The organism is Streptomyces sp. NPDC001157, assembly GCF_053598255.1.
In genome coordinates, this window is sequence record NZ_JBSFJW010000031.1 from 41,925 (window position 1) to 63,692 (window position 21,768).

At 68.3% G+C, this 21,768-nt stretch carries 17 protein-coding genes and 2 pseudogenes; 13 read left to right on the forward strand and 6 right to left on the reverse strand.

What is annotated here, in order from left to right:
- Window positions 1–31: 31 nt before the first annotated feature.
- On the reverse strand, window positions 32–1,972 hold the full coding sequence (locus ACWDAG_RS36810) for an RICIN domain-containing protein (protein ID WP_450699903.1): 1,941 nt from the start codon (window positions 1,970–1,972) through the stop codon (window positions 32–34).
- 616 nt (window positions 1,973–2,588) lie between these two features.
- Between ACWDAG_RS36810 and ACWDAG_RS36815 the strand changes: the two genes are divergently transcribed.
- From ACWDAG_RS36815 to ACWDAG_RS36835, 5 genes are all read left to right on the forward strand, one after another.
- Window positions 2,589–5,279 (forward strand): RICIN domain-containing protein, encoded by a 2,691-nt coding sequence (locus tag ACWDAG_RS36815; protein ID WP_450699904.1) that lies wholly within the window; start codon window positions 2,589–2,591, stop codon window positions 5,277–5,279.
- Window positions 5,280–5,420: 141 nt separating this feature from the next.
- A complete protein-coding gene (locus ACWDAG_RS36820; protein ID WP_450699905.1) occupies window positions 5,421–5,552 on the forward strand; it encodes a hypothetical protein in 132 nt (43 codons plus the stop codon).
- A 229-nt stretch (window positions 5,553–5,781) separates the two neighbouring features.
- Entirely contained in the window at window positions 5,782–7,833 is a 2,052-nt protein-coding gene (locus ACWDAG_RS36825; RefSeq protein WP_450699906.1) for a family 43 glycosylhydrolase, read from the forward strand.
- A gap of 14 nt (window positions 7,834–7,847) precedes the next feature.
- The gene (locus ACWDAG_RS36830) at window positions 7,848–8,204 is read left to right on the forward strand and encodes a helix-turn-helix domain-containing protein (protein WP_450699907.1); all 357 of its coding nucleotides are present in this window, start codon (window positions 7,848–7,850) and stop codon (window positions 8,202–8,204) included.
- Between the two features lie 39 nt (window positions 8,205–8,243).
- The gene (locus ACWDAG_RS36835) at window positions 8,244–8,897 is read left to right on the forward strand and encodes a GNAT family N-acetyltransferase (protein ID WP_450699908.1); all 654 of its coding nucleotides are present in this window, start codon (window positions 8,244–8,246) and stop codon (window positions 8,895–8,897) included.
- Between the two features lie 64 nt (window positions 8,898–8,961).
- Here ACWDAG_RS36835 and ACWDAG_RS36840 read toward each other — a convergent pair.
- Window positions 8,962–9,382, reverse strand: a pseudogene (locus ACWDAG_RS36840) (transposase); the annotation flags it as partial.
- Between the two features lie 195 nt (window positions 9,383–9,577).
- Between ACWDAG_RS36840 and ACWDAG_RS36845 the strand changes: the two are divergent.
- Both ACWDAG_RS36845 and ACWDAG_RS36850 read left to right on the forward strand, forming a co-directional pair.
- The gene (locus ACWDAG_RS36845; protein ID WP_450699909.1) at window positions 9,578–10,117 is read left to right on the forward strand and encodes an ArsR/SmtB family transcription factor; all 540 of its coding nucleotides are present in this window, start codon (window positions 9,578–9,580) and stop codon (window positions 10,115–10,117) included.
- Entirely contained in the window at window positions 10,114–11,409 is a 1,296-nt protein-coding gene (locus tag ACWDAG_RS36850) for an MFS transporter (protein ID WP_450699910.1), read from the forward strand. Before ACWDAG_RS36845 ends, ACWDAG_RS36850 begins: the two co-directional genes overlap by 4 nt.
- 34 nt (window positions 11,410–11,443) lie before the next feature.
- Here the strand turns inward: ACWDAG_RS36850 and ACWDAG_RS36855 are convergent, their stop codons facing one another.
- From ACWDAG_RS36855 to ACWDAG_RS36865, 3 genes and pseudogenes are all read right to left on the reverse strand, one after another.
- Window positions 11,444–11,749 carry a Tn3 family transposase gene (locus ACWDAG_RS36855; RefSeq protein ID WP_450699911.1) on the reverse strand — a complete coding sequence of 102 codons (306 nt, stop codon included), beginning with the start codon at window positions 11,747–11,749 and terminating at the stop codon, window positions 11,444–11,446.
- A gap of 31 nt (window positions 11,750–11,780) precedes the next feature.
- Window positions 11,781–12,221: pseudogene (locus ACWDAG_RS36860) on the reverse strand (helix-turn-helix domain-containing protein); the annotation flags it as partial.
- 64 nt (window positions 12,222–12,285) lie between these two features.
- A complete protein-coding gene (locus tag ACWDAG_RS36865) occupies window positions 12,286–12,675 on the reverse strand; it encodes a winged helix-turn-helix transcriptional regulator (protein ID WP_450699912.1) in 390 nt (129 codons plus the stop codon).
- A gap of 153 nt (window positions 12,676–12,828) precedes the next feature.
- On the opposite strand from ACWDAG_RS36865, the gene ACWDAG_RS36870 reads away from it, so the two are divergent.
- From ACWDAG_RS36870 to efeB, 3 genes are all read left to right on the forward strand, one after another.
- Entirely contained in the window at window positions 12,829–14,223 is a 1,395-nt protein-coding gene (locus ACWDAG_RS36870; RefSeq protein ID WP_450699957.1) for an MFS transporter, read from the forward strand.
- Between the two features lie 185 nt (window positions 14,224–14,408).
- Window positions 14,409–16,466, forward strand: coding sequence for an iron uptake transporter permease EfeU (gene efeU, locus ACWDAG_RS36875; RefSeq protein WP_450699913.1), 2,058 nt, complete (start codon window positions 14,409–14,411; stop codon window positions 16,464–16,466).
- 47 nt (window positions 16,467–16,513) lie between these two features.
- Window positions 16,514–17,794 (forward strand): iron uptake transporter deferrochelatase/peroxidase subunit, encoded by a 1,281-nt coding sequence (gene efeB, locus ACWDAG_RS36880; protein WP_450699958.1) that lies wholly within the window; start codon window positions 16,514–16,516, stop codon window positions 17,792–17,794.
- A gap of 141 nt (window positions 17,795–17,935) precedes the next feature.
- Here the strand turns inward: efeB and ACWDAG_RS36885 are convergent, their stop codons facing one another.
- The gene (locus ACWDAG_RS36885; RefSeq protein WP_450699914.1) at window positions 17,936–18,274 is read right to left on the reverse strand and encodes a DUF1801 domain-containing protein; all 339 of its coding nucleotides are present in this window, start codon (window positions 18,272–18,274) and stop codon (window positions 17,936–17,938) included.
- 117 nt (window positions 18,275–18,391) lie between these two features.
- Between ACWDAG_RS36885 and ACWDAG_RS36890 the strand changes: the two genes are divergently transcribed.
- From ACWDAG_RS36890 to ACWDAG_RS36900, 3 genes are read left to right on the forward strand one after another with little or no spacing between them, the layout of a single operon-like run.
- The gene (locus tag ACWDAG_RS36890; protein ID WP_450699915.1) at window positions 18,392–19,045 is read left to right on the forward strand and encodes a response regulator transcription factor; all 654 of its coding nucleotides are present in this window, start codon (window positions 18,392–18,394) and stop codon (window positions 19,043–19,045) included.
- Window positions 19,036–20,304 (forward strand): sensor histidine kinase, encoded by a 1,269-nt coding sequence (locus tag ACWDAG_RS36895; RefSeq protein WP_450699916.1) that lies wholly within the window; start codon window positions 19,036–19,038, stop codon window positions 20,302–20,304. The genes ACWDAG_RS36890 and ACWDAG_RS36895 overlap by 10 nt, the downstream gene beginning before the upstream one ends.
- 38 nt (window positions 20,305–20,342) lie before the next feature.
- A complete protein-coding gene (locus tag ACWDAG_RS36900; protein ID WP_450699917.1) occupies window positions 20,343–21,614 on the forward strand; it encodes a COG4705 family protein in 1,272 nt (423 codons plus the stop codon).
- The last annotated feature ends 154 nt before the right edge of the window (window positions 21,615–21,768 follow it).

Sequence of the window (21,768 nt, forward strand, 5' to 3'; positions counted from 1 at the left end):
GCGCCGGATACACGTTCCTTTCGATCCTCTGTCAGGAGGGAGTGATCTGCCACTGCTGCTGGGGGATGGCGGTGTAGGACCACTGGTTGATGGCGGCTCCGTCGGCGGTGGAGCCGCTGTCGACGTTGAGGGAGAGGCCGCTGAGCCGGTTGGTGAGGAGGTAGTGGCCGTCGCCGGTGGGGGTGATGGCCCACTGCTGCTGGGGCGCGGCGGCGTCGCTCCAGATGTCGGCGGTTCCGCCGTTCACGCGGGAGAGTCCGCCGATTTCCATGAGTGTGCCGCTGTTGACGTTGCGGATCTTGTAGTAGCCGCTGTCGGCCGGGACGATGGTCCACTTCTGGTTGGCGTGGTTAAGCCAGGGCCACTGCAGGATGGTGGTGTTGTTCGCGGTCTTGGAGCCAGAGACGTCGGCGACCTTGCCGCTGTGGCGGGCGACGAGGCGGTACACGGTGCCGTCACCAGGGAAGAGGGTGGAGACCAGGGCGGGTTTCGCGGTGCGGCCGCCGATGCGCAGGTTGCCGATGTTGGCGTAGCCGCCGGTGCCGGCGGTGACCTGGATGCGGACGAAGGCGGCGTTGCGGGCGGGCCATTCGACGACTTTGGTGGTGCGGTCACCGGCCCAGCGGGCGGTGGCGACCTGGGTGAAGGTGGTGCCGTCGGTGCTGATCGAGATGGTGCAGGCGGTGATGTCACCGTCGGTGGTGTTGCTGCGGTTCCACTGCTTGGGCAGGTACTCCAGGGTGGAGATGTTGCTCCACACACCGCCGAGGTCGATGGTGATGCTCTGGGGCAGCGTGAGGCTCCAGGTGGACCAGCAGGTCTCGAAGTTCTTGTCACTGAGGCCGTCGATGGCGTTCATGGGGCCTTCGCCGGTGTGGTAATCGGTGGCGTAGGCGGCCACAGGGGTGACCGGGTGTTCGGCGCGGAGCATCTGAGTGGGCAGGGGCGGCCGGGAGGTGTCGGGGCCGCTCCAGGCGGCGCCGGCCTCGGCGAGCCGGTTGACGATGTTGGTGTCCAGCACACCGTTGCGGTTGGGCGGGCAGTTGAGGATGAACGAGGTGTACTTGGGCTCCAGATCCGCCAGGTGCGACAGGATCGCCGCCTTGCTCATCGGATCGGACGTAGGCGTTGCCGGATGCCAGAACCACCCGTTGCTGATCGTCTGACCCTGCAGCGAGGCGTAGGTGTTGCCTGCCGGTGAGGTGATGCCGAGGGGCTCCTCGAAGTAGATCGCGTCGCCGAGGTAGGGCACCGACAGCCCGCCGTGGTCGATCATGACGATGTCGGGCTGCAGGGACTTCACATGTTCCCTGATGCGCTGGTAGGGGACGGCCTGCTGGCCCATCTGCCAGGCGTAGCCGTCGGTGACGAACATGTCGATGGTGCCGTAGTTGGTGAGCAGTTCGGTGATCTGGTTGAGGATGTAGGTGATGTCGCCGGGCTGGATGGCCTGGTCGGAGGCGACCTTGTGGCGGGTGTCGTAGGCCTGCACGTTGTAGGTGCGGTCCCAGATGGAGAAGTACAGTCCGACCTTCAGTCCCTGGGCCCGGAAGGCGGTCACGTACTGCGCGACGACGTCATGCTTGTAGGAGCTGTTGGCGACGTTGTAGGTGTTGTAGGCGCTGGGCCACAGGCAGAAGCCGTCGTGGTGCTTGGTGGTCAGGACGCCGTAGCTCATCTTCGCCGCCGCCGCGGCCGCCGCCCACTGGGCGCAGTCGACTGCGGTGGGCGCAAACAGAGCCGGGTTCTGGTTCGGGGCGGCCCACTCCTGGTTGGTGAACGTCCCCATGTTGAAGTGGTTGAACATGCCGAACCGCAAGTTCACCAGGTTGCTGAGATTGGTCTGCAGGTCTGCGGCGGCCGCCTGAGGGAGCAGGCGGGAGAAGGCGGGAACCACGGACAACGCGCTCGCGGCCACAGCGGCGCCCGCGGAGCCCAGCAAAGTACGACGGGACAGTCTTCCTGACGACATGGGGGTACTCCCGGGTGTTGGGCGGCTCTGATACGTCGGGGCCCGCGACCACAAGGGCTTCAGGCCGCGACCCTGCCTCTCGGCTCCAAGTGCCGGATGTTACGCATGAAGTTCGATGACGTAACTGCTCTGTGTCAACAGGTAAGTGGATGAAAGTAGGAAGACGACGAGCAGAAAAGGCCGTTTTGTTGGCTTTAGCGGCTGTTCAATCTGCTGAAACATGCCATGTTTCAGCAGAGGTTCAGGGCGCGAAGCCTTGCTCCACGCAACCGGCCCGAGCTGCAGCCCCGCAAGGGCGTTCGCCGTCCCATGACGTGAGAGGGCGTGAGAAGGCGACGGTGACAGGGGTCCATTAAATAAGTCCTACTCATTTTGAGAGGACGGTCATTGGCTGGGCGGGATAGCGGTCGGTCGATCGTCATGACCAACACTGCCTTTACCTGGTGTGATTCTTCGCGGAAGGCGGTACGCGCAGCGGCGTCCCCGACGCTCCACATGTCATCCGTGTTGCGCCGGTGAAAAATAGATATGCCTATCACCTTGACTACGTCGGCACCCTGCACCGATAAATGCAACTCATAGGAAGTCATGGGGGGTTGGAGGAGGGACACCACGGATGAGACCCGTTCGCATCGGCGCGGGGACGGTCAAGGCACTCGCAGCAGCGGCTGTCGTCTTCGCGGCCGTGCTGCCCGCTACGTCCGCCTACGCGGCCACGACGAACTTCTACGTCGACCCTGTCAACGGCAGTGACGGCAATTCGGGAACCAGCCCCGCCACAGCGTTCAAGACCATCCAGGCCGCCCAGGCCGCGGTCCGAGCCGTGAACGCGAACATGTCCGACGACATCGTGGTGAACCTGCGCGGCGGCACCTACCCCCTCACCAGCCCGATCTCCTTCGGCACGAGTGACTCGGGCACGAACGGCCACACGGTCGTCTACCAGGCGTACAACGGCGAGACGCCCCTGATCACCGGCGGCAAGTCGATCACCGGCTGGACCGCGGCCGCGAACGGCGAGTACAGGGCGTCCGTGGGCAGCCTCGACTTCCGGCAGCTGTACGTCAACGGGGTCCGCGCCACCCGCGCCCGCTACCCCGACCTCGGCACGGACTTCCAGCTGCAGGGCAGCGACAAGACCAACAAGCTGCTGAAGGTGCTCAGTTCCCAGGTCTCCAACTGGAACAACCTCAGTCAGGTCGAGATGATGCTGGAAACGCAGTGGGGCGAGAGCTACCTGCGGCTGAAGTCGATCACCTCTGCCAACGGCACCGCCGACGTGTCGATCCAGGACCACGAGGCGGGCATCCTCTTCCAGCGGCCCTTCCCGGTCCTCTCCGACGGCTCTCCGCTGCACTTCGAGAACGCCCACGAATTCCTCAACGAGCCGGGCGAGTTCTACGTCGACACGGCCGCGCAGACCGTCTACTACAAGCCCCGCCCCGGCGAGGACATGTCCACGGCCACCGTGCAGGCGCCGACGCTGCCCACGCTCTTCGACATCAAGGGCACGAGCCTCGGCAGTCCCGCCCACGACCTGCGCTTCTCCGGGCTCACCTTCACCCGGACCACCTGGATGGAAGCGACGAACAACGGCTACCTCAACGCCCAGGGCGGCAACTACAACATCTCGGCCAACAACTCCAACCAGCAGTACGTGGGCCGTCCGCCGGCCGGGGTCCAGGCCGCGAACGCCGACCGCGTCTCCTTCACCGGCAACACCTTCACGCAGATGGGCGCCAGCGCACTCGACCTGTCCCACGGCGTGCACGACAGCACCGTGACCGGCAACATCGTCACGGACATCGCCGGTAACGGAATTTTGGTCGGCAAGTTCTCCGACCCGACCGTGGAGTACCACACCGTCTACAACCCGCCCACCTCACCGGCCGGCGAGGACGCCCGGGAAGTGGTCAAGAACGTCACCGTCAAGGACAACCTGATCACCCGGATCGGTGAGGACTACCCGGGCACCGCGGGCATCAACGCGGGCTTCGTCAACAGCACCACCATCGACCACAACGACATCTCCGACGCTCCGTGGGCCGGCATCTCGCTCGGCTGGGGCTGGCAGTCGGCCGCCAACGCCGAAGGCAACAACAGCGTCAGCTACAACCGGATCGGCAACGTGCTGAACCGGCTCTGCGACACCGCCGGTATCTACCACCTCTCCAACGACCCGGGCACGGTCATCAACGGCAACTACGTCCACGACGTGGTACGCACGCCGGCCGCCTGCGGCTCGGCCGTGTCCGGCCTGTACATGGACGAGGGGTCGAACAACATAACCCTTTCCAACAACGTGCTGTCCCACACCGACGGATTCATCAACCAGAACGCCAACGGCTCCAACGTCACGCTCACCAACAACACGACGTCCGGCGACTCCGTGATCAAGGCCTCCGGTCTTGAGTCGGCCTACCAGGGGCTGGCGGCGAAGCTCAACCTCGCCTACAACAAGCCGGCGTCCGCCTCCTCGGTGAACGGCTCCACCTGGGACGCAACCAAGGCCAACGACAACAACGGTGCCTCCGGCTGGTCGCCGACCGGGAGCGACACCTCGGCCTGGTGGCAGGTCGACCTGGGAAAGGCCTACCAGCTCGGACAGTTCTCGCTGACGGCCCGGCAGGACCTGGACCAGCCCGAGACGCGCGGCAACTTCGAGATCCGGGCCTCCAACGACCCGTCCTTCGGCACCTACACCGTCGTCGGACGCCAGACGAGCACCCTGCCGCTCGCCTCGACGCTCACGGGCAACATCGACGTCCGCCAGAAGTTCCGCTATGTGCGGGTCGCCAAGACCGACGGCGCGTACTTCTTCATCGCGGACTTCAGTGTGCAGCAGGCCGGCGGGGCGCTGGAGGACGCGACCGGTACGCCGACCATCAACCCGTCGACGAACTACACGATCAAGAACGTCAACAGCGGGAAGTTGATGGACGTGTACCAGAACTCCACCGCCGACGGCGGGAGCGTCATCCAGTGGCCGAGCAACGGTGGCGCCAACCAGCAGTGGAACATCGTTCCGGTCAGCGGTCAGCTCTACAAGATCGTGAACAGGAACAGCGGCAAGGCCCTCGACGTCAACGCCTCCAGTCACTGGAAGGGGACCGCGCTGCAGCAGTACACCTACGGCGGCGGCAACAACCAGCTGTGGTACTTCGAGCCGACCGGCGGTGGGTACGTCATCCGCAACTTCGAGAGCAGGCAGGTCCTGGAGGTCGGCGGCGGATCGACGGCCGACGGAGCCGCCATCAGTCAGTGGATGCCGCTGAACCAGTCCAACCAGACTTGGACGATCCAGTGACAGGGTGACCCGACGCGTCGGCGAATCCGCTCGCCCGGACGCGTCCGCCCACCGTCAGCACCCCTCAGCCCACCCCCGGCCCCACGACGAACCCGGTTGGGGGCGCGGCTTGCTGTCCCATAACGATGAACAAAGGTGTTCATGGTGCCTGAACTGCTCGTTTTCCCAAAACTGCGCCTGGGGGTGGTTGTCAGCTTGGCTGCGGTGGCGCTCGCCCTCACCGGTCTTGTCGCCTTCACCGGCGCCTCGCAGGCCGCTGTACAAGGGCCCTGAGGCCCGCCGGGCCGGCCTGCCGCCGGAGGTGGCCGCACTGGTCACTTCCGTCGACTGCGAGGCGACCACTGTCGAGTGTGCTGCTGGTGCGACCAAGGGACGCGAAGGACCTGACGGACGGTGCCTGCGGAACGCGGACCGGCACCGCCCTGTGTACCTCTGCCACCGCGTACTCGCATGGGAAAGCACCTCCTTCAGATGTGATGGCTCTCAACCAAGGACGGACATCGTGGACATCACCAGAAGACAGCTCGGCCGGCTCGCCGCGGTCGGCACCGGGGCCCTCCTCCTGCCGGGTCTGCTGCCACAGAGCGGGGCGGCGGCGGCCACACCACCGGCCGGTACGTGGGGCGATCAGGGCGACGGCACTTACGTCAACCCCGTCCTCCCGGGCGACTTCAGCGACTGGGACTGCATCCGGGTCGGCACCGACTACTACGGCATCACCAGCACGTTCGGGTACTCGCCCGGCGTGGCCGTGCTGCACTCGAAGGACCTGGTCAACTGGCGCACGCTCGGCGGCGCGGTGGGTGATCTCACCAGCATCGGACCAGCGCTGAACTGGGACCAGATGAACCGCTACGGCCGTGGCGTGTGGGCCGGGGCCATCCGCTTCCACGCGGGCCGGTACTGGGTGTACTTCAACACCCCCGACGAGGGCTTCTTCATGACGTCGGCCCCTTCGCCGTCCGGGCCGTGGGATCCGCTGACGGCGGTGTGGCGGACCTCCGGCTGGGACGACCCGTGCCCGTTCTGGGACGACGACGGACAGGGTTACCTGGTCACCACGCACTACTCGGACGGCTACAAGATCCACCTGTTCAAGCTGTCCGAGGACGGCAAGTCACTGGTCGGCCCGTCCACGGTCATCCACCAGTCGCCGGGCAGCGAGGCCAACAAGCTCTACAAGATCAACGGCCTCTACTACCACCTGTACAGCGAGGTGAAGTCCGAGGGTCGGGTACTGATGATGAACCGCGGCTCCAGCCTCACCGGCCCCTTCGAGACCAAGCAACTGGAGCACGTCAACGCCTCGGTGGACCGCGAGCCCAACCAGGGCGGACTCGTGCAGGCTCCGAACGGCACCTGGTACTTCGTGACCCACCACGGCCACGGCGACTGGGAGGGACGGCCGCTGTCCCTGCTGCCGGTGACCTGGATCGACGGCTGGCCGATCCTGGGCCAGGTGGGCGCGGACGGCATCGGCAGCATGGTGTGGACGGGCCAGGTGCCCGCCGGCGGCACCCCCGGTCTGCCCCTCGACGCGCTGCCCGCCGTGGTGACCAGCGACCTGTTCACCGACACCGGCATCAAGCCGCAGTGGGAGTGGTACTACCAGCCCCGCGCGGACCACTGGTCGCTGACCGAACGCCCCGGCTACCTCCGGCTCAAGGCGTTCGCACCGCGGGCAGCCGACAACCTGACCAAGGTCGGCAACACCCTCACCCAACGGGTGCTGCGCACGGCGGGCACCGCGACGGTGACGGTCCGCCTCGAACTGGCCGGCCTCGCCGACGGCCAGCACGCCGGACTGTGCCACTACGCGGCCACCTACGCCGGGCTGGGCGTCCGGCGCTCGGGGACCACCACCATGCTCGTGCACAACGTCGGCGGCACCCTGACCAACGGTCCGGCGATCAACCAGAACGCCGTGTGGCTCCGTACCTCCTGGGACGTCAGCGGAGTCAGCCGGTTCTCCTACAGCCTCGACGGGATCACGTTCACCTCGTTCGGCGGCACCTACCAGCTCACCTGGGGCGGTTACCGCGGTGACCGGGTCGGCCTCTACACCTACAACCCCAATGACACCGGCTACGTCGACGTCGACTCGGTGCACTACACCATCGCACCCACCAGGGCCTACAAGTGCGTCGGCGTGCGCAGCGGCAAGGTCGCCGACGTCTCCGGCGCCTCGGACGCGGACGGCGCCACAGTGCTGCAGTGGCCCGACACCGGCAAAGCGAACCAGCACTGGGCCTTCCAGTCCACAGCGGACGGCTACCACACCATCACCTGCGTCGGCAGCGGCAAGGTGCTCGACGTGGCAGGGTCCTCGACGGCGGACGGTGCGCCGGTCGTGCAGACGACCGCCGACGGCCGGGCGAGCCAGCAGTGGCAGCTGAGCCCGCGGAGCGGGGGCGAATTCGTCCTGGTCAACCGCAACAGCGGCAAGGTGCTCGACGTCAAAGGGGGCAGCACGGCCGACGGCGCCGTACTGATCCAGTACCGCGACGTCGGCAGCTCCAACCAGCGATGGACCTTCCAGCGCGTCACCGGCTAGGGACGATGCCGATCGTGGAGGTGGTGGCAAACGTGTCGGATCCGATGCAGGCCAAGCAGATCGGACTGCCGGCGGTGACGGCGGAGCTGGACGATGGTTTTACGGGCACGACCGGGGCGCGACGAGGACGAGCGAACCGTCGTTCGCCGTTTGTCGCGGGCACACAAGGCGCCGCGCGATGCAGTGATGTGATGCGGGCTCGGTTGATCCAACTGAGCTTGTCGGGGTTGCGGGTGCCGGCGATCGCGGTGGAGCTGGGCCGCAGCCAGACCACCGTCTGCTGCCGGCTGCACCGCTTCAACTGCTCGGGCCTGCAAGAGCTGATGCGTGGCGCCGCTGGCTGCCGCTTCTTGGCAAGGCTGCTCATGTAATGTGCAGTCGCGTTCTTCACTTATTACGGAGGGATCCGCATGGACGCCGAAGTCGTACGTTCATGGGTGGAGGGCTGGGTTGTCTCACGTGGAGCCGCGCCGCCGGTGTCCGAGCCCTGGGGCTTCACCGTCGACGTCGGACTGACCGGCCAGGTCACGCGGCACGTGTTGTCGGATGCTGACGAGTCGCTGGTCCGCAAACTGACGGAGACGTTCACCGTTCCGGACACCTGGCTCAAGCTCTTCCTGCCGCCGCGGACTGTCGCCTCGTGGGCAGCGCCTGGCTGGCGCCTTGGTGACGACGGTTTCCTGATGTCGGCGCTGCTGCACACAACCGCCGCGGCGGCTCCCGACGGCTACCAGGTGCGCACTTGGGCGCGGGGCGGCGTCACGCGGGTGCTCGTTGTGACAGAGGATGGTGCGTTCGCCGCCCGTGGTCAGGTCGCCATGCCCGGTCCCGGGCGCACCGCCGTCGTCGACCAGGTCGAGACTTCGCCGGCCCACCGTCGCAAGGGACTTGGCAGCCTCGTCATGCGGACGCTTGAGAACGCTGCCGTTGCCACGGGCTCCTCGTCTGCTGTGCTGGCCGCGACGGTCGAGGGGCGGGCGCTCTACGAGTCCCTGGGGTGGCGCACCCACAGCCCGCTGACCAGCCTGGTCCGCGAGGTTCCGCCGCAGAGGCCGGAGATGTGAGCAGAGGTTCGCGGGCCGGTGTCCATTTCCGGGTGAGCTGGACAGTGGTGCCGCCGCACGGCCGGCCCCCTTTGCGGCCCGGCACCCGCTTCGCCGGATCCCGGCCGGTCGTCGTGGCGGGGCCCGGCCGCGGCGTGGACACTCTGGGTGTCCAGCACTGCCGGGGTCGGGTCCTCCAATCGACGGGACCTCTCCCTCACCTGGCAGCGCAGGAGTTCATGGATGACCTGGTCGGTCCCGTCTTCCCGTCAGACGGCGAAGTAGCAGTACGTCGCGCTCTTCTGGGGAAAATCGTGCGGGAGACAGGCCCACTGGCAGCCGGTCCGGCCTTGGTAGAGGATCGCGTTCACGATCTCCCGCATCGCATAGGCGCCCTGGTGGCCTCCGACCGAGCGGTGTCGGTCCTTCCACGCGATGATTAACGGCTCGATCGTCGACCACTGCCCATCCGGTGAGTCGCTCGGGTACGGCTTGCGTTCACTCACCTCGGCCACCCCGGCGGACCATCGGCCGCGGACCGGCGGATTCCGCCCGCGCCCACACCGTCAGGCGACGACAGAACCACTCAAAGAGTCACGAACCGCCCTCTGGCACAAGATCTCGCGCACCGGACAGCAGATTCCGGGAGTTCGCGCGAAATCCCCTTGCTCAATGGTCAAGAATCGTTGACCATTGCTCACATGCCTACCGATGATCTTCCCGAGACGTTTCACGTCACCACTGACGAACAGCTGCGCGCCGTCTCCAATCTCACGCGTCACCGGATCATGGCCGTACTCCGCTTCGAGCCGGCGACGATTACGCAGATCGCCGAGCGAGTGGGCCTTGCGAAGGGGAGTTCCAGCTATCACGTGCGGCTGCTGGAGCGGGCCGGCCTGGTGAAGGTGGTGCGGACGCGGAAGGTGCGGGGGGTCACCGAGCGGTATTACGCGATGGCCGCGCGGGCGATCGTGCTGCCGGATCCGGGCGAGGGAGGTCCGGATGTGCTGATGCGGCATGCGGTCGCGGACCTGGAGGCGTCGCCGGTGGATGGCGAGCGGCACGTACGGATGGCCCATCTGCGGCTCACCGAGGAGCAGTTCGCGCAGCTGGGGGCGCGGCTGCAGGCACTGGCGGACGAGTACCGGGAGCTGTCCGATCCGTCGCTGCCGGACGCGTCACTCGTGTTCGCACTGTTCCACCCGGCATCGCGCGTGCAGGCCGAGGGGGACGCCAAGTGACCGCAGCCGTTCGGAAGTTGCCGACCGGGTTCGGACGGCTGTGGACCGCGCAGACGATCTCCTCGCTCGGCGACGGGGTGACGCAGGCCGCGCTGCCACTGCTCGCGTTGACGTTGACGCGGGATCCGATGGCGCTCGCCGTCGTCACGGCCGCAGGGACGCTGCCGTGGCTGCTCTTCGGGGTGCTCGGCGGTGCGCTGGTGGACCGCTGGGACCGCCGGCGCACGATGTGGGTCACGGACACGGCACGTGCGGTGCTGCTCGCGATACCCGCGGCGGCGGCCGTGCTCGACGTCCTGAGCATTCCGCTGCTCACGGCCGTCGCCTTCCTGCTCGGCCTCGGCGGACTCTTCTTCGACACGGCCGCCACGGCCTATCTGCCGGATCTGCTCCGCCGCGAGCCCGCACTCCTGGAGCGAGCCAACTCCCGCTTGCGCGGAGCCCAGACCGCCATGTCCGGCTTCGCGGGGCCGCCTGCAGGCAGTGCGCTGCTCGCACTCGGGCAGGCGGTTCCGCTGCTCACCGACGCGGTGTCGTTCATGCTCTCCGCACTGCTCGTACGTACGCTGCCCGCCATGCCCCGGCCCGTGCCGGAGGTCCGCGAGTCGCTGCTTCGGCAGGCACGGGCCGGGGCCTCGTACGTCTTCCGGGACCGGGTGCTCCTCGGCCTCGCGCTCCGCCCGGCGGTCGGGAACGTCGCCTTCCTCGCTGTGGAGACCGTCCTCGCCCTCTTCGCGCGCGACCGCCTCGGCATCGACACTTACGGCTTCGGCTTGCTCCTCACGGCGGAGGCCACCGGCGGCCTGCTCGGTTCAGGCATCGCCTCCTACCTTGGCCGACGACTCGGCACCGGCACCGCACTGACCTGCACAGCCGCTGTCGAAGGGCTTGCCATCCTGGGCCTGGCCGCTGCCCCGAACCCGTACGTGGCCGGGCTGGCGCTCGCCGTCTGCGGGGCCGGCATGGGCGCCACGATGGTGCTCGGGCCCTCCCTCCGGCAGGCGATCGTCCCGGCCCACCTCATGGGCCGGGTGGCCTCCACCTCCCGCATGCTGGCCATGTGCGCCGCTCCCATAGGGGCCTTTCTCGGCGGCTGGCTGGCCACGACCTACGACATCCGCACCCCGCTCTACGCCGCCGGTCTCCTCCTCCTGGCGATGACGACCGTCACGGCATCCATGACCAGCAACCGCCGGGTCGAAGCGGCGCTGCGTGCCGCCACCCTGGCCGGCGGTCCAGATCACCCGGCATCCGAGGATCCGGCCCAGGAGAGTGCCCCCGACTTGTTGTGACGCCTGCCGCGAAGGCGGTCGGGTGTGCCGGCCGTCAATCGGGCACCGCGGTGGATGCAAGGTTCAGGCGGGCATCCATGTCGAGGTTGACATCCCCGTACGGGCGCACGTGGGACCGGGACAGCGGCGTCAGGCCGCGCCGGTCGGCGGGCGCGAGGAGGTAGGCCCATTCCGGTTCGCCCAAGATGTTCTGGAGCATCAAGGTGTTCACATGGACCAGAGCCGATTGCAGGATGCGCAGGGGCAGGACGAACATCTCCTGCTCGTCGCGCCGGTTCGAGGAGATCTCCCCGCCCTTGCCATAGACGATCACGCTGTTGGCTCCGTTGGAGGACGCCAAGACGTTCGGGCCCTCGATCTCCCGTTGAAGAGCCGGCGACGACTGCCTCGTCGCGCTCGATCGCAGGGCGGGCCGGGACCTGGTGGCTGAAGCCGTGCCGGTGCAACATCCGCGCGCCGGCCGACAAGGTCATGCTCTTGTGGAACCGCCGCCCGATCAGAGCCTTGATCCGAGCAGGCGTCCAGGTCTGGTCCGGCCAGCCATGCGCCATCCGCCCCTTGGCCGGCTTCTGTTCGAGCACCTCGAACAAGGTCTCACTCGGCTTGGGCCTGGCCGCAGGCCCCTTCGACGCCAAGGCCGGCGTGCCGCCCTGCCCGGTGCCACCGCTGTACCGACCGCACACTGACGAGTAACTGCCTGGCGACCGCGGCGCTGTCATATCCCAGGGCGAACAACTCGCAGGCATGCGTCCGGATGTGCTCGCGAAACGCTCGACGTTCCGCGGTCGGCCCGCCCCTTGCGGATACCTCATGTGACCGGCTCAGAGCATCCGCCAGTGGGCGATCGTTCAACGCCTGCCTGGTCCTCCGGAGGCGTCAGGGAGCCGCTGCAGTGGCGGCGTCGTAGGTGGCGCGGGCGGCGGTGATGTCGGCTCGATGGCGTTCTGCCCAGCCGACGAGCCCGGTGAGGCTTGCGTGGAGTTCGCGGGCCATGGGCGTGAGGCTGTATTCCACCTTGGGCGGCACGGTGGGGTGGACGGTCCGGACAAGCAGGCCGTCGCGTTCCAGCTTGCGCAGGTTCAAGGTGAGCATGCGTCGGCTGATGCCTGTGATGGTGCGTTCCAACTCGGTGAATCTGATTGGTCCGTGTGCGGCGGCGACGAGAATTCCGATGCTCCACTTGCCCGCGACGTGGTCGAGGACCTCGGTGAGCGGGCACGCCTCGTTGCTGACCTGGTCGGACACATCGGTGTGACTGCGTGACATGAAAGTGCCTCCTTCCACCGCGCGTCATGGTTACAGAGGATGACTGCTGTAACAAGTCGTGCACCATTGGAAGGAATCGCCGTGCGGAGAACCAACGCATCAGCACAGACATCACGTTGGTCGCCACTGGCCGTACTCTGTGCCGGGCAGCTGATGGTCATCCTCGACGGGACCATCGTGAATGTGGCGCTGCCGTCCATCCAGCGGGACCTCGGTTTCTCCTCGTCGGGCCTGGCCTGGGTGGTCAACGCCTATCTGGTCCCCTTCGGTGGTCTGCTGCTGCTCTGTGGGCGGCTCGGAGACCTCATGGGGCGCAAGCGCGTCTTCATCACTGGCCTGAGCGTCTTCACGACTGCCTCGCTGCTGGGCGGTGTGTCCCAGGACCCGGCAATGCTGCTCGCCTCCCGGTTCGTCCAGGGCATCGGCGGCGCGGTGACCTCCGCCGTCACCCTCGGCATGGTCGTGACCTTGTTCCCGCAGCCGGCGGAGCGGGCCAAGGCCATCGGCGTCTACAGCTTCGTCCAGTCCGCCGGTGGCTCGATGGGCCTCCTCGCCGGCGGTGCCCTGACGCAGACCATCAGCTGGCACTGGATCTTCTTCGTCAACGTCCCGATCGGCATCGTGGCCGCGCTGTTGGCCGGACGCGTGCTCGCGTCCGAGCACGGCGTGGGCCTCGACAAGGGGACCGACGTCGTGGGCGCGCTCCTGGTCACATCCGCATTGATGCTCAGCGTCTACACCACCGTCGAGACCACCAACTACGGCTGGACTTCCGCACACACGCTGAGCTTCGGCGCCGCGGCACTCGCCCTGCTCCTGGCATTCGTCGCCCGCCAGGCGAGGGCGTCCCACCCGCTCCTGCCGCTGCGTGTGTTCCGCTCGCGCAACGTCTCGGGAGCGATGGGCATCCAGGCGCTCATGGTGGCCGGGATGTTCAGCTTCCAATTCCTGTGCGTGCTCTACCTGCAGAAGGTGCTCGGCTTCGACGAGATACACACCGGTCTGGGCATCTTTCCGGTCTCGGTCGCGATCGGCGCGCTGTCCCTCGGCCTCTCGCCCAAGCTGATCGCGCGCTTTGGCCCCCGGGCCGTACTCCTTCCAGGACTCGCGCTGATCACGGCAGGTCTCGCCGCGCTCGGCCGCGTACCGGCAGGCGGGAGCTATGCCGTGGACGTCCTGCCCGCGCTACTGCCGCTCGGCATCGGCTTCGGACTGGCGATGCCGTCGCTGGCCACGCTCGCGATGTCAGCGGCCACGCCCCAGGACTCGGGGATCACCTCCGGCATGTTCAACACCATGCAGCAGATCGGCAGCGCCTTCGGCCTCGCGGTGCTCAGCACGCTCGCCGCTTCGCATACGGATGCCCTGCTGGGCGACGGGGCAGGCAGCGCCTCGGCACTCACGGGTGGCTATCAGCTTGCCTTCCGGATCGGCTCGGGCCTCGTCGCCGTCGCTCTCCTCCTCTCCGCCACCCTGCTGCGATCCCCCGCCACAGCGCAACGTCCAGCGGCCGCGGAGAAGTCGGTCGCCGAGAACGCCGCTCGCTGAACGTTGGAGCGTGCTCGGCTGCTCGGCTGCTCGGCTGCTCGGCACCCGGCCCCCCGAGTTTGCCCTGCCATTACCTCTTCGTGACCGAATGACTACAGACGTGTAGTCATGATGGTCCGGGCATGGGTAAGGCATGCCTTCGCTAACTTGTTCCGGCCCGGCCGGAACCAGCAGGGGAGGGCCGTATGTGGGACGACGCGTTTCCGAGTTTCCTGATCGGGCTGCGAGAGGGACTCGAAGCGGGACTCATCGTCTCCATTCTGGTCGCCACCCTGGTGAGGGCCGACGCCAAGTCCCGGCTGCCGCAGGTGTGGACGGGCGTACTCGCGGCGATCGCCCTGTCCATGAGTTTCGGTGCCGTCCTCACCTTCACCGCCGCGTCCCTGTCGGCCACGGCCCAGGAGGCGTTCGGCGGCATCCTCAGCGTGATCGCGGTCGCGTTTGTCACCGCGATGGTGTTCTGGATGCGCCGTTCGGCGCGCAGCCTGACCGGTGAGATCAAGGAGAAGGTGACCGGGGCGCTCGGCATGGGCGCGGGCGTGCTGGTCGTCACCTCCTTCCTGGCGGTGGGTCGTGAGGGTCTGGAGACCGCGCTGTTCCTGTGGACCACCGCCCAGGCGGCCGGTGAGTCCGCGGGCCCTCTCACCGGCGCCGGGATCGGCCTGGTCCTCGCGGCCGGACTGTGCTGGGGTCTGTACCGCCGGGTGCTGAAGATCAACCTGACGAAGTTCTTCACCGCCACCGGTGTCGTCCTCATCGTGATCGCCGCCGGTGTCCTCGGCTACGGCCTGCGCGACCTTCAGGAAGGCGGCGTGCTGCCCGGCAAGTCGGCCTACGCCGTCGACCTGAGCGGCAGCGTCGACGCCGGCTCCTGGTACAGCACCCTGGTCCAGGGCGTGTTCAACCTGACCCCGACGATGACCTGGCTCCAGGTCCTCGGCTACGTCGGCTACCTCGCCGTCGTCATGACCCTGTTCGTCCGTGGTGTGCGCGCCACGACCCGGGCCACGAAGACGGAGTCGACCAAGGCCGACGCGGCGAAGAAGCCGGGGGAGAGGGGCGGGAAGACCGAGAAGGCACCCCGCCGCCGTCCTGCCTGGGTCGTCCCCGTCGCCGTCGTCGCGATCCCTGCGGTGATCGCCTCGCTGGCCGTCGCCTTCGGCCGTCCCAAGCCGGCCGCTGCGCAGACCATCGCCGTCTCCGAGAAGGAGTGCGGCAAGGGCTTCACCCAGCCCAAGCCGGGCCGGCAGACCTTCCAGATGCACAACACCGGCGCCAAGACCTCCGAGGTGTACCTCATCGACCCGTCGACCAGCGCCGTCTACGGCGAGATCGAGGGCCTCGCCCCGGGCACCACCCGCGCCCTGGTCGCCACCGTCGTCGGCGGCACCTACGCCTGGCGCTGTGTACCCACCGGCGGCACCGCCGTCACCTCCAAGGCCGTCCGCGTCACCGGCGGCGGCAGCGCCAAGGCCGTCGTGCCGGTCTCCGAGAAGGACCTGGCCGCCCCACTCCGGCAGTACAAGACGTACGTGAACCAGGGCCTGGCCACCCTCGTCGCCCAGACCCGCACCCTCGACGACGACATCAAGGGCAACCACCTCGACAAGGCCCGCACCGACTGGCTCACCGCGCACCTCACCTACTCCTCCCTCGGAGCCGCCTACGGCACCTTCGAGGACTTCGACCAGAAGATCAACGGCAGGGCCGACGGCCTCCCGGGCGGCGTGCGGGACAAGGACTTCACCGGGTTCCACCGCCTCGAGTACGGCCTGTGGCACGGCGAGTCGGCCGCAAGTCTCAAGACTCCGGCCGACCAGCTCGTCGCCTCGTCCGCCGGATTGCAGAAGGCGTTTCCCGCCCAGGACTTCGACCCGTCCGACCTGCCGCTGCGCGCCCACGAGATCCTCGAGAACACCCTCCAGTTCGAACTCACCGGCGACACCGACGAGGGCAGCGGCACCAACCTCGCCACCGCGAACGCCAACCTGGCCGGCACCCGCGAGCTGCTCACCGTACTCAAGCCACTGCTGACCACCCGCGCGCCGAAGCTGCTGCCGACCGTCGACGCGGACATCGCCCGCCTGCAGAAACTGCTCGACGGCGCACACCACGGCACCGCCTGGACCTCCGTGGACCGACTGGACGCCGCCACCCGGGCCCGGATCAACGGGGTCACGGGACAGCTCCTGGAGGACCTGTCGTCCGTCCCGGACCTCCTGGAGATCAGGAAGGCCGCCTGATGACCGCCGAGCACCCCGCACCCGTACCCATGGAAGGGAACCACCCGATGCCGTCCGCCGAAACGCCCGCCTCGCCGGGCGGCTGCCCCGCCGGTCACGGCCGCCGTTCCTTCGTGAAGTCGGCGCTCGGCGCCGGTGCCGCGGGGGCGGTCCTGGCCGGCGGGGGCATCGCCCTCAGCCAGGCCGGCGCGCCCCAGGCGCAAGCTGCGGACACCACGCACGCGGCCAAGGTGCCCTTCCACGGCGTCCACCAGGCGGGCATCCTCACCCCCACCCCGACGGCCGCCACCTTCGTCTCCCTCGACGTCATCGCCCAGTCCCGCGCGGAACTCGCCGACCTGCTCAAGACGATCACCGAGCGGGCCCGCTTCCTCACCTCCGGCGGCACCCCGGCCGACCTGGGCGTGGGCGCTCCGCCCTCCGACAACGGCATCCTCGGCCCGACCGTCCCCGCCGACGGCCTCACCGTCACGGTCGGCGTCGGTGCCTCCCTCTTCGACGACCGCTACGGCCTCGCAAAAGCCAAGCCGACCCGCCTCACACCGATGCGGACCTTCCCCAACGACAATCTGAAACCCGCCGAGTGCCACGGCGACCTGTCCCTGCAGATCTGCGCCGACCGTCAGGACACCGTGCTGCACGCCCTGCGCGACATCGCCAAGCACACGCGCGGCGGCATGCAGATCAAGTGGCGCATCGACGGCTTCCAGAACGCACCGCGCCCCACCGGCGCGCAGCGCAACCTGCTCGGCTTCAAGGACGGCATAGCCAACCCGGACGTCACCTCCACCCGGGAGACCAACCGCCTGATCTGGGTCGGCGACGGTCAGGGCGAACCCGCGTGGGCGACCGGCGGCAGCTACCAGGTGATCCGCATCATCCGCATGCTGGTGGAGTTCTGGGACCGGGTCTCCCTCAGCGAACAAGAGTTGATGTTCGGCCGCCGCAAGGACACCGGCGCCCCGCTCGACGGCGCCAAGGAGACCGACATCCCCAACTACGCCAAGGACCCGCACGGCACCGCGATCCCGCTGGACGCCCACATCCGCCGGGCCAACCCGCGCACGTCCAGGACCGACAACTCCCGTATCCTGCGCCGCGGTTACAACTACGACCGCGGCATCGACAACGTCGGCAACCTCGACATGGGCCTGGTCTTCTGCTGCTACCAGCAAGACGTCAAGCGCCAGTTCGAAGCCACCCAGACCCGCCTGATCGACGAGCCCCTGGTCGACTACATCTCGCCCACCGGCGGGGGCTACTTCTTCGCCCTGCCCGGCGTCCGGGACTCCTCCGACTGGCTCGGGCGCACTCTGCTGGAGACCTGACCGGCGTCGTTCACATGACGGCCGGGACGGCTTCGGCGGAGGAGTGACGTCCGCCCGCCCCGGCGCATGAGTGTGCGCCCGTACCCAGCGCCTGGCGTTCAGGGGCCCATGGCACCTGGCCCGGCAGGAGATCGGCCCCGGTCAGGCCGTCAGCGCGGCACGGATGAGCGCGCGCAGTTCATCGTCGGTGACGGCCGCCAGGTCCGTGGACCGCAGCCGGATGGTGGCCTTTCCGCTGATGAGCGTGGGATGGCGGGAGCTGAAGCCACCATCACGGTCTGATCCCCACCCGTAGATCGAGACGCCGTGCTGCCAGACACCGATGTGCAACCTGCGCTTCCCGACGCGGTAGGTGGGCATTCCGTACCACAGCGCCACGCTCGCCTGCGGGAATTCCTCCAGGACCAGCCCGCTCACTCGGTCGAAGAGCGGGCGGTGACCTGGCGCGATGGCGTCGATGTACTCCTGCACGGGGTCCATGCGACCCATTGTGGTCCTCCCGCGAGCCCCCGCTGCGGCTCGGCCGGTCGTGCCCGAGCTGCAAGCTGCTGATCAGGGCAGATGGAGAACTGGGACGCGAGTATCTAGGGTCGGCACGTGGCTTTCATCATGGTGTGCGAAGACGACGCGGCGGTCCGCGGCATCCTCAAGCGCGCCCTGGAGCACGACGGCCACACCGTCTCCCTCGCCGCCACGGCCGACAGCCTGCTGCGGCAGCTCGCACCGACGCCCCAGCTGGTCGTCCTGGATCTCGGGCTGCCGGACGCCGACGGCCGCGATGTCTGCCTGGCCCTGAGGGCCCGCGGCGTCGACGTGCCGGTGTTGATGCTCACCGCCTTGGACGGCCTGCATCACAAGGTGGGCGGCTTCGAGGCCGGCGCCGACGACTACATGACCAAACCCTTCGACATCCCGGAACTGCTGGTCCGCGTCCGGGCGTTGCTGCGCCGGGCCACCGTGGCGCCCGCACCGCACGAGGTCGTCCTCGATCCGTCGAAGCACGTGGTGACCTACGATTCGGTGAGCATGAGCCTGACCCCGACCGAGTTCCGGCTGCTGGGCCGCCTGATCGCCTCGCAGGGCGACGCGGTGCGCCGCCACGCCCTCGTCGCCGCCGGCTGGCCGCACGGAGCGCAGGTCAGCGACAACACTCTCGACTCCTATGTGCGCCGACTGCGGACCAAGCTCGGTTCGCTGGGTGTGGCCGAGCGTCTGGCGACCGTCCGCGGCGTGGGCTACCGATGGCAGTGACGGGATTCCGCCGAAGCGTCGTCGCGCTCACCGTGCTGATCGCCACCGCAGTGGTCGCGATCCTGGTCGTGGTCTCGCACGTGCTGCTGAGCAGGGTGACGGACGCCGACGCGCACGATCTGGCCCGTACGCGCGCCGAGGCGGTCGCGGCGAATGTCAGCACCAAGGGCGGCCGTGTCGTGCTCACGGAGAACAGCAGCGAGGCGCTCGACGAGGTCGCCTGGGTGTACGCCGACGGCAGTCTGATCGACGGGAACGTACCGGCGAGTGTGGTCGGGCGCGTCGAGGAGCTGGCGGACTCGGGGCGATCGCAGACCGCGTCCGTCGGTGACTACCTCCTGTACGCGCGGCCGGTTCCGATCGACGGCCACCACGACATGGTGATCGTCCGGGTGGACCTCACGCCCTATGAGACGTCCGAGCAGCGCAGCCTGACCTTGTCGTTGATTCTGGGCGGCCTCACGATCGTCCTCGCCGGGGGTGTCGCGCACCTGGTGGTGCACCGCGCGCTGCGGGTCGTGCACGAGATGGCCGCTCTCGCCGACGACTGGGGCCATCACGAGCCCGGGCGCCGTTTCAACCTCGGAGTCCCCCGCGACGAGTTCGGGGAACTGGGACAGACACTGGACCGCCTCCTGGAGCGCGTTGACAACGCGCTGGCGGACGAGCGACGGCTCACCGACGAGATCGCCCACGAACTGCGCACACCGCTCACGGTCCTGCGGGGCGAGGCGCAGCTGGCGCAGCTGTCCGGTGAGCACGTGGTGCCGGAGGCGGTGCTGAGCGAGGTCGACCGCCTCGATGCGGCGATCACGACGATATTGCGCGCCGCGCGCGCACGGACGGACGACGGGACCCGGTGCGATCTGCGCTCCGCTGCCCGGCAGGCGATCGGCAGCCGCGCGGTCGAGATCGCCTTCCCGGCGAAGGTCGAGGTGGCCGTGGCGCCCGACGTCGCCGTGTCACTGCTGTCCCCCCTGCTGGAGAACGGCCTGCGGCATGCGAAGTCCCGTGTGTGGATCACCGCGCGCAGCCAGGGCGAGGCCATCGTGGTCGACGTCCTGGACGACGGCCCCGGGTTCGATCCCGCTGAGGTCGACCGGGTCTTCGAAGCGGGTGTGACCGGCGGCGGAGGGTACGGGCTGGGGCTTCCTGTGGTCCGGCGCATCGCCGCCTCGGCCGGTGTGGAGGTCCGCGCGATCGCGGACGGCCGCGGCCACGTCGAGGTGACACTCCCGGCCGCGCGTGCGGCCACGTAGTCAGGTTGCTTGCAGGTTCCCCGCGTAAACCTCCCCGCATGACAACGACAACGGAAGCACGCCCACGCAGCGGGCGCCTCATGCTCAACAAGGTCCCCGAGGTCACCATCTGGTTCTGGGTGATCAAGATCCTGTGCACCACCGTCGGGGAGAGCTTCGCCGACTGGATCAACATGAAGCTGGGCGTCGGCCTGGTGAACACGGCCTGGATCTTCACAGCGGTGTTCGTCGTGGTCCTGGCCGTCCAGCTGCGGCTGAAGCGGTACGTCCCGTTCCCGTACTGGCTGACCGTGGTCGTTGTCAGCGTCACGGGCACGCTGTACACCGACATCCTCACCGACCAGCTGAATGTGCCGCTGTGGATCAGCACTGCCGTGTTCTCGGTCCTGCTCGCCGTGGTCTTCGGCGTGTGGTGGCTGCGCGAGCGCACCCTCTCGATCCACTCGGTCACGACGCTTCCGCGTGAGTCGTTCTACTGGCTCGCCGTTCTCGTCACCTTCGCGCTCGGCACCGCGACCGGTGACTGGACCCTGGAGCTGACCGGCTGGAGCCCGGGCGCCTCGGTGCTGCTGCCGCTCGGCCTCATCGGGGCCATCACGCTGCTGTGGAAGTTCGGCGCGAACCCGGTGCTGTCCTTCTGGCTCGCCTACATCCTGACCCGCCCGCTGGGCGCGAACATCGGCGACTGGCTGGCCTCCCCGAAGGTCGCTCAGCCGGGCGAGCCGACCGGTCTCGACCTGGGCACCTTCACCACCAGCCTGATCTTCCTCGGCCTGATCCTGGCGACCGTGGTCTATCTGACGGTGACGCGCTCGGACGTGACCGAGACCTACGAGGCCGCCCACGCCGCCCACGCCACCGGCGACCCGCGCAAGGAGCGCGTCGCGCTGGCCGGTTTCGGCCTGCTGGCCGTCGCCACCACGGGCCTGCTGGTCTGGGCCCACAGCCAGCCCCACGTCGGCCCGGCGGCGGAGGAGGACAACACCTCCGCCGTCCAGATGGCTCCCGGCCAGGCGGTGAAGAAGTTCCCGCCCGCCAAGGTCGCCGCGCTGAAGACCCTCGCCTCCACCTCGCTCAAGGACGCCCGCTCGGGCAACGCGAAGGGCGCGCACGCGGCCGCCCAGTCGCTGCGTGACCTGTGGGATGCCGACCAGGCATCGCTGCAGCCGCTGGACAACACCGGCTGGACCTCCATCGACGCCCAGATGGACAAGGTGCTGGGGACCTTCGGCATCGATCACTCGAACCCGCCGATGGCGCCCGCGCAGCAGGAGAAGGAACTGAACGCCCTCCTGACGGACATGGGCTGACTTGACCGCACAGCGTCCCGCGGCGGGTTGAGTGTGCCGGGCCGCGCCGAGAACCGCCCCGCCACGGCACAGGCCGACCAGTGGCGGACAGTGGAGGCGGGGCCGCTTGGAACGCCCCGGGTATGTCCGCGGACTCACGTGGGCGGTCGAAGCC

Coding starts and splice junctions, on each gene's coding strand:
- ACWDAG_RS36810 (WP_450699903.1), bottom strand. CDS start 1,972: ATGTCGTCAGGAAGACTGTCCCGTCGTACTTTGCTGGGCTCCGCGGGC.
- ACWDAG_RS36815 (WP_450699904.1), top strand. CDS start 2,589: ATGAGACCCGTTCGCATCGGCGCGGGGACGGTCAAGGCACTCGCAGCA.
- ACWDAG_RS36820 (WP_450699905.1), top strand. CDS start 5,421: ATGGTGCCTGAACTGCTCGTTTTCCCAAAACTGCGCCTGGGGGTGGTT.
- ACWDAG_RS36835 (WP_450699908.1), top strand. CDS start 8,244: ATGGACGCCGAAGTCGTACGTTCATGGGTGGAGGGCTGGGTTGTCTCA.
- ACWDAG_RS36845 (WP_450699909.1), top strand. CDS start 9,578: ATGCCTACCGATGATCTTCCCGAGACGTTTCACGTCACCACTGACGAA.
- ACWDAG_RS36865 (WP_450699912.1), bottom strand. CDS start 12,675: ATGTCACGCAGTCACACCGATGTGTCCGACCAGGTCAGCAACGAGGCG.
- ACWDAG_RS36870 (WP_450699957.1), top strand. CDS start 12,829: ATGGTCATCCTCGACGGGACCATCGTGAATGTGGCGCTGCCGTCCATC.
- efeU (WP_450699913.1), top strand. CDS start 14,409: ATGTGGGACGACGCGTTTCCGAGTTTCCTGATCGGGCTGCGAGAGGGA.
- efeB (WP_450699958.1), top strand. CDS start 16,514: ATGCCGTCCGCCGAAACGCCCGCCTCGCCGGGCGGCTGCCCCGCCGGT.
- ACWDAG_RS36885 (WP_450699914.1), bottom strand. CDS start 18,274: ATGGACCCCGTGCAGGAGTACATCGACGCCATCGCGCCAGGTCACCGC.
- ACWDAG_RS36895 (WP_450699916.1), top strand. CDS start 19,036: ATGGCAGTGACGGGATTCCGCCGAAGCGTCGTCGCGCTCACCGTGCTG.
- ACWDAG_RS36900 (WP_450699917.1), top strand. CDS start 20,343: ATGACAACGACAACGGAAGCACGCCCACGCAGCGGGCGCCTCATGCTC.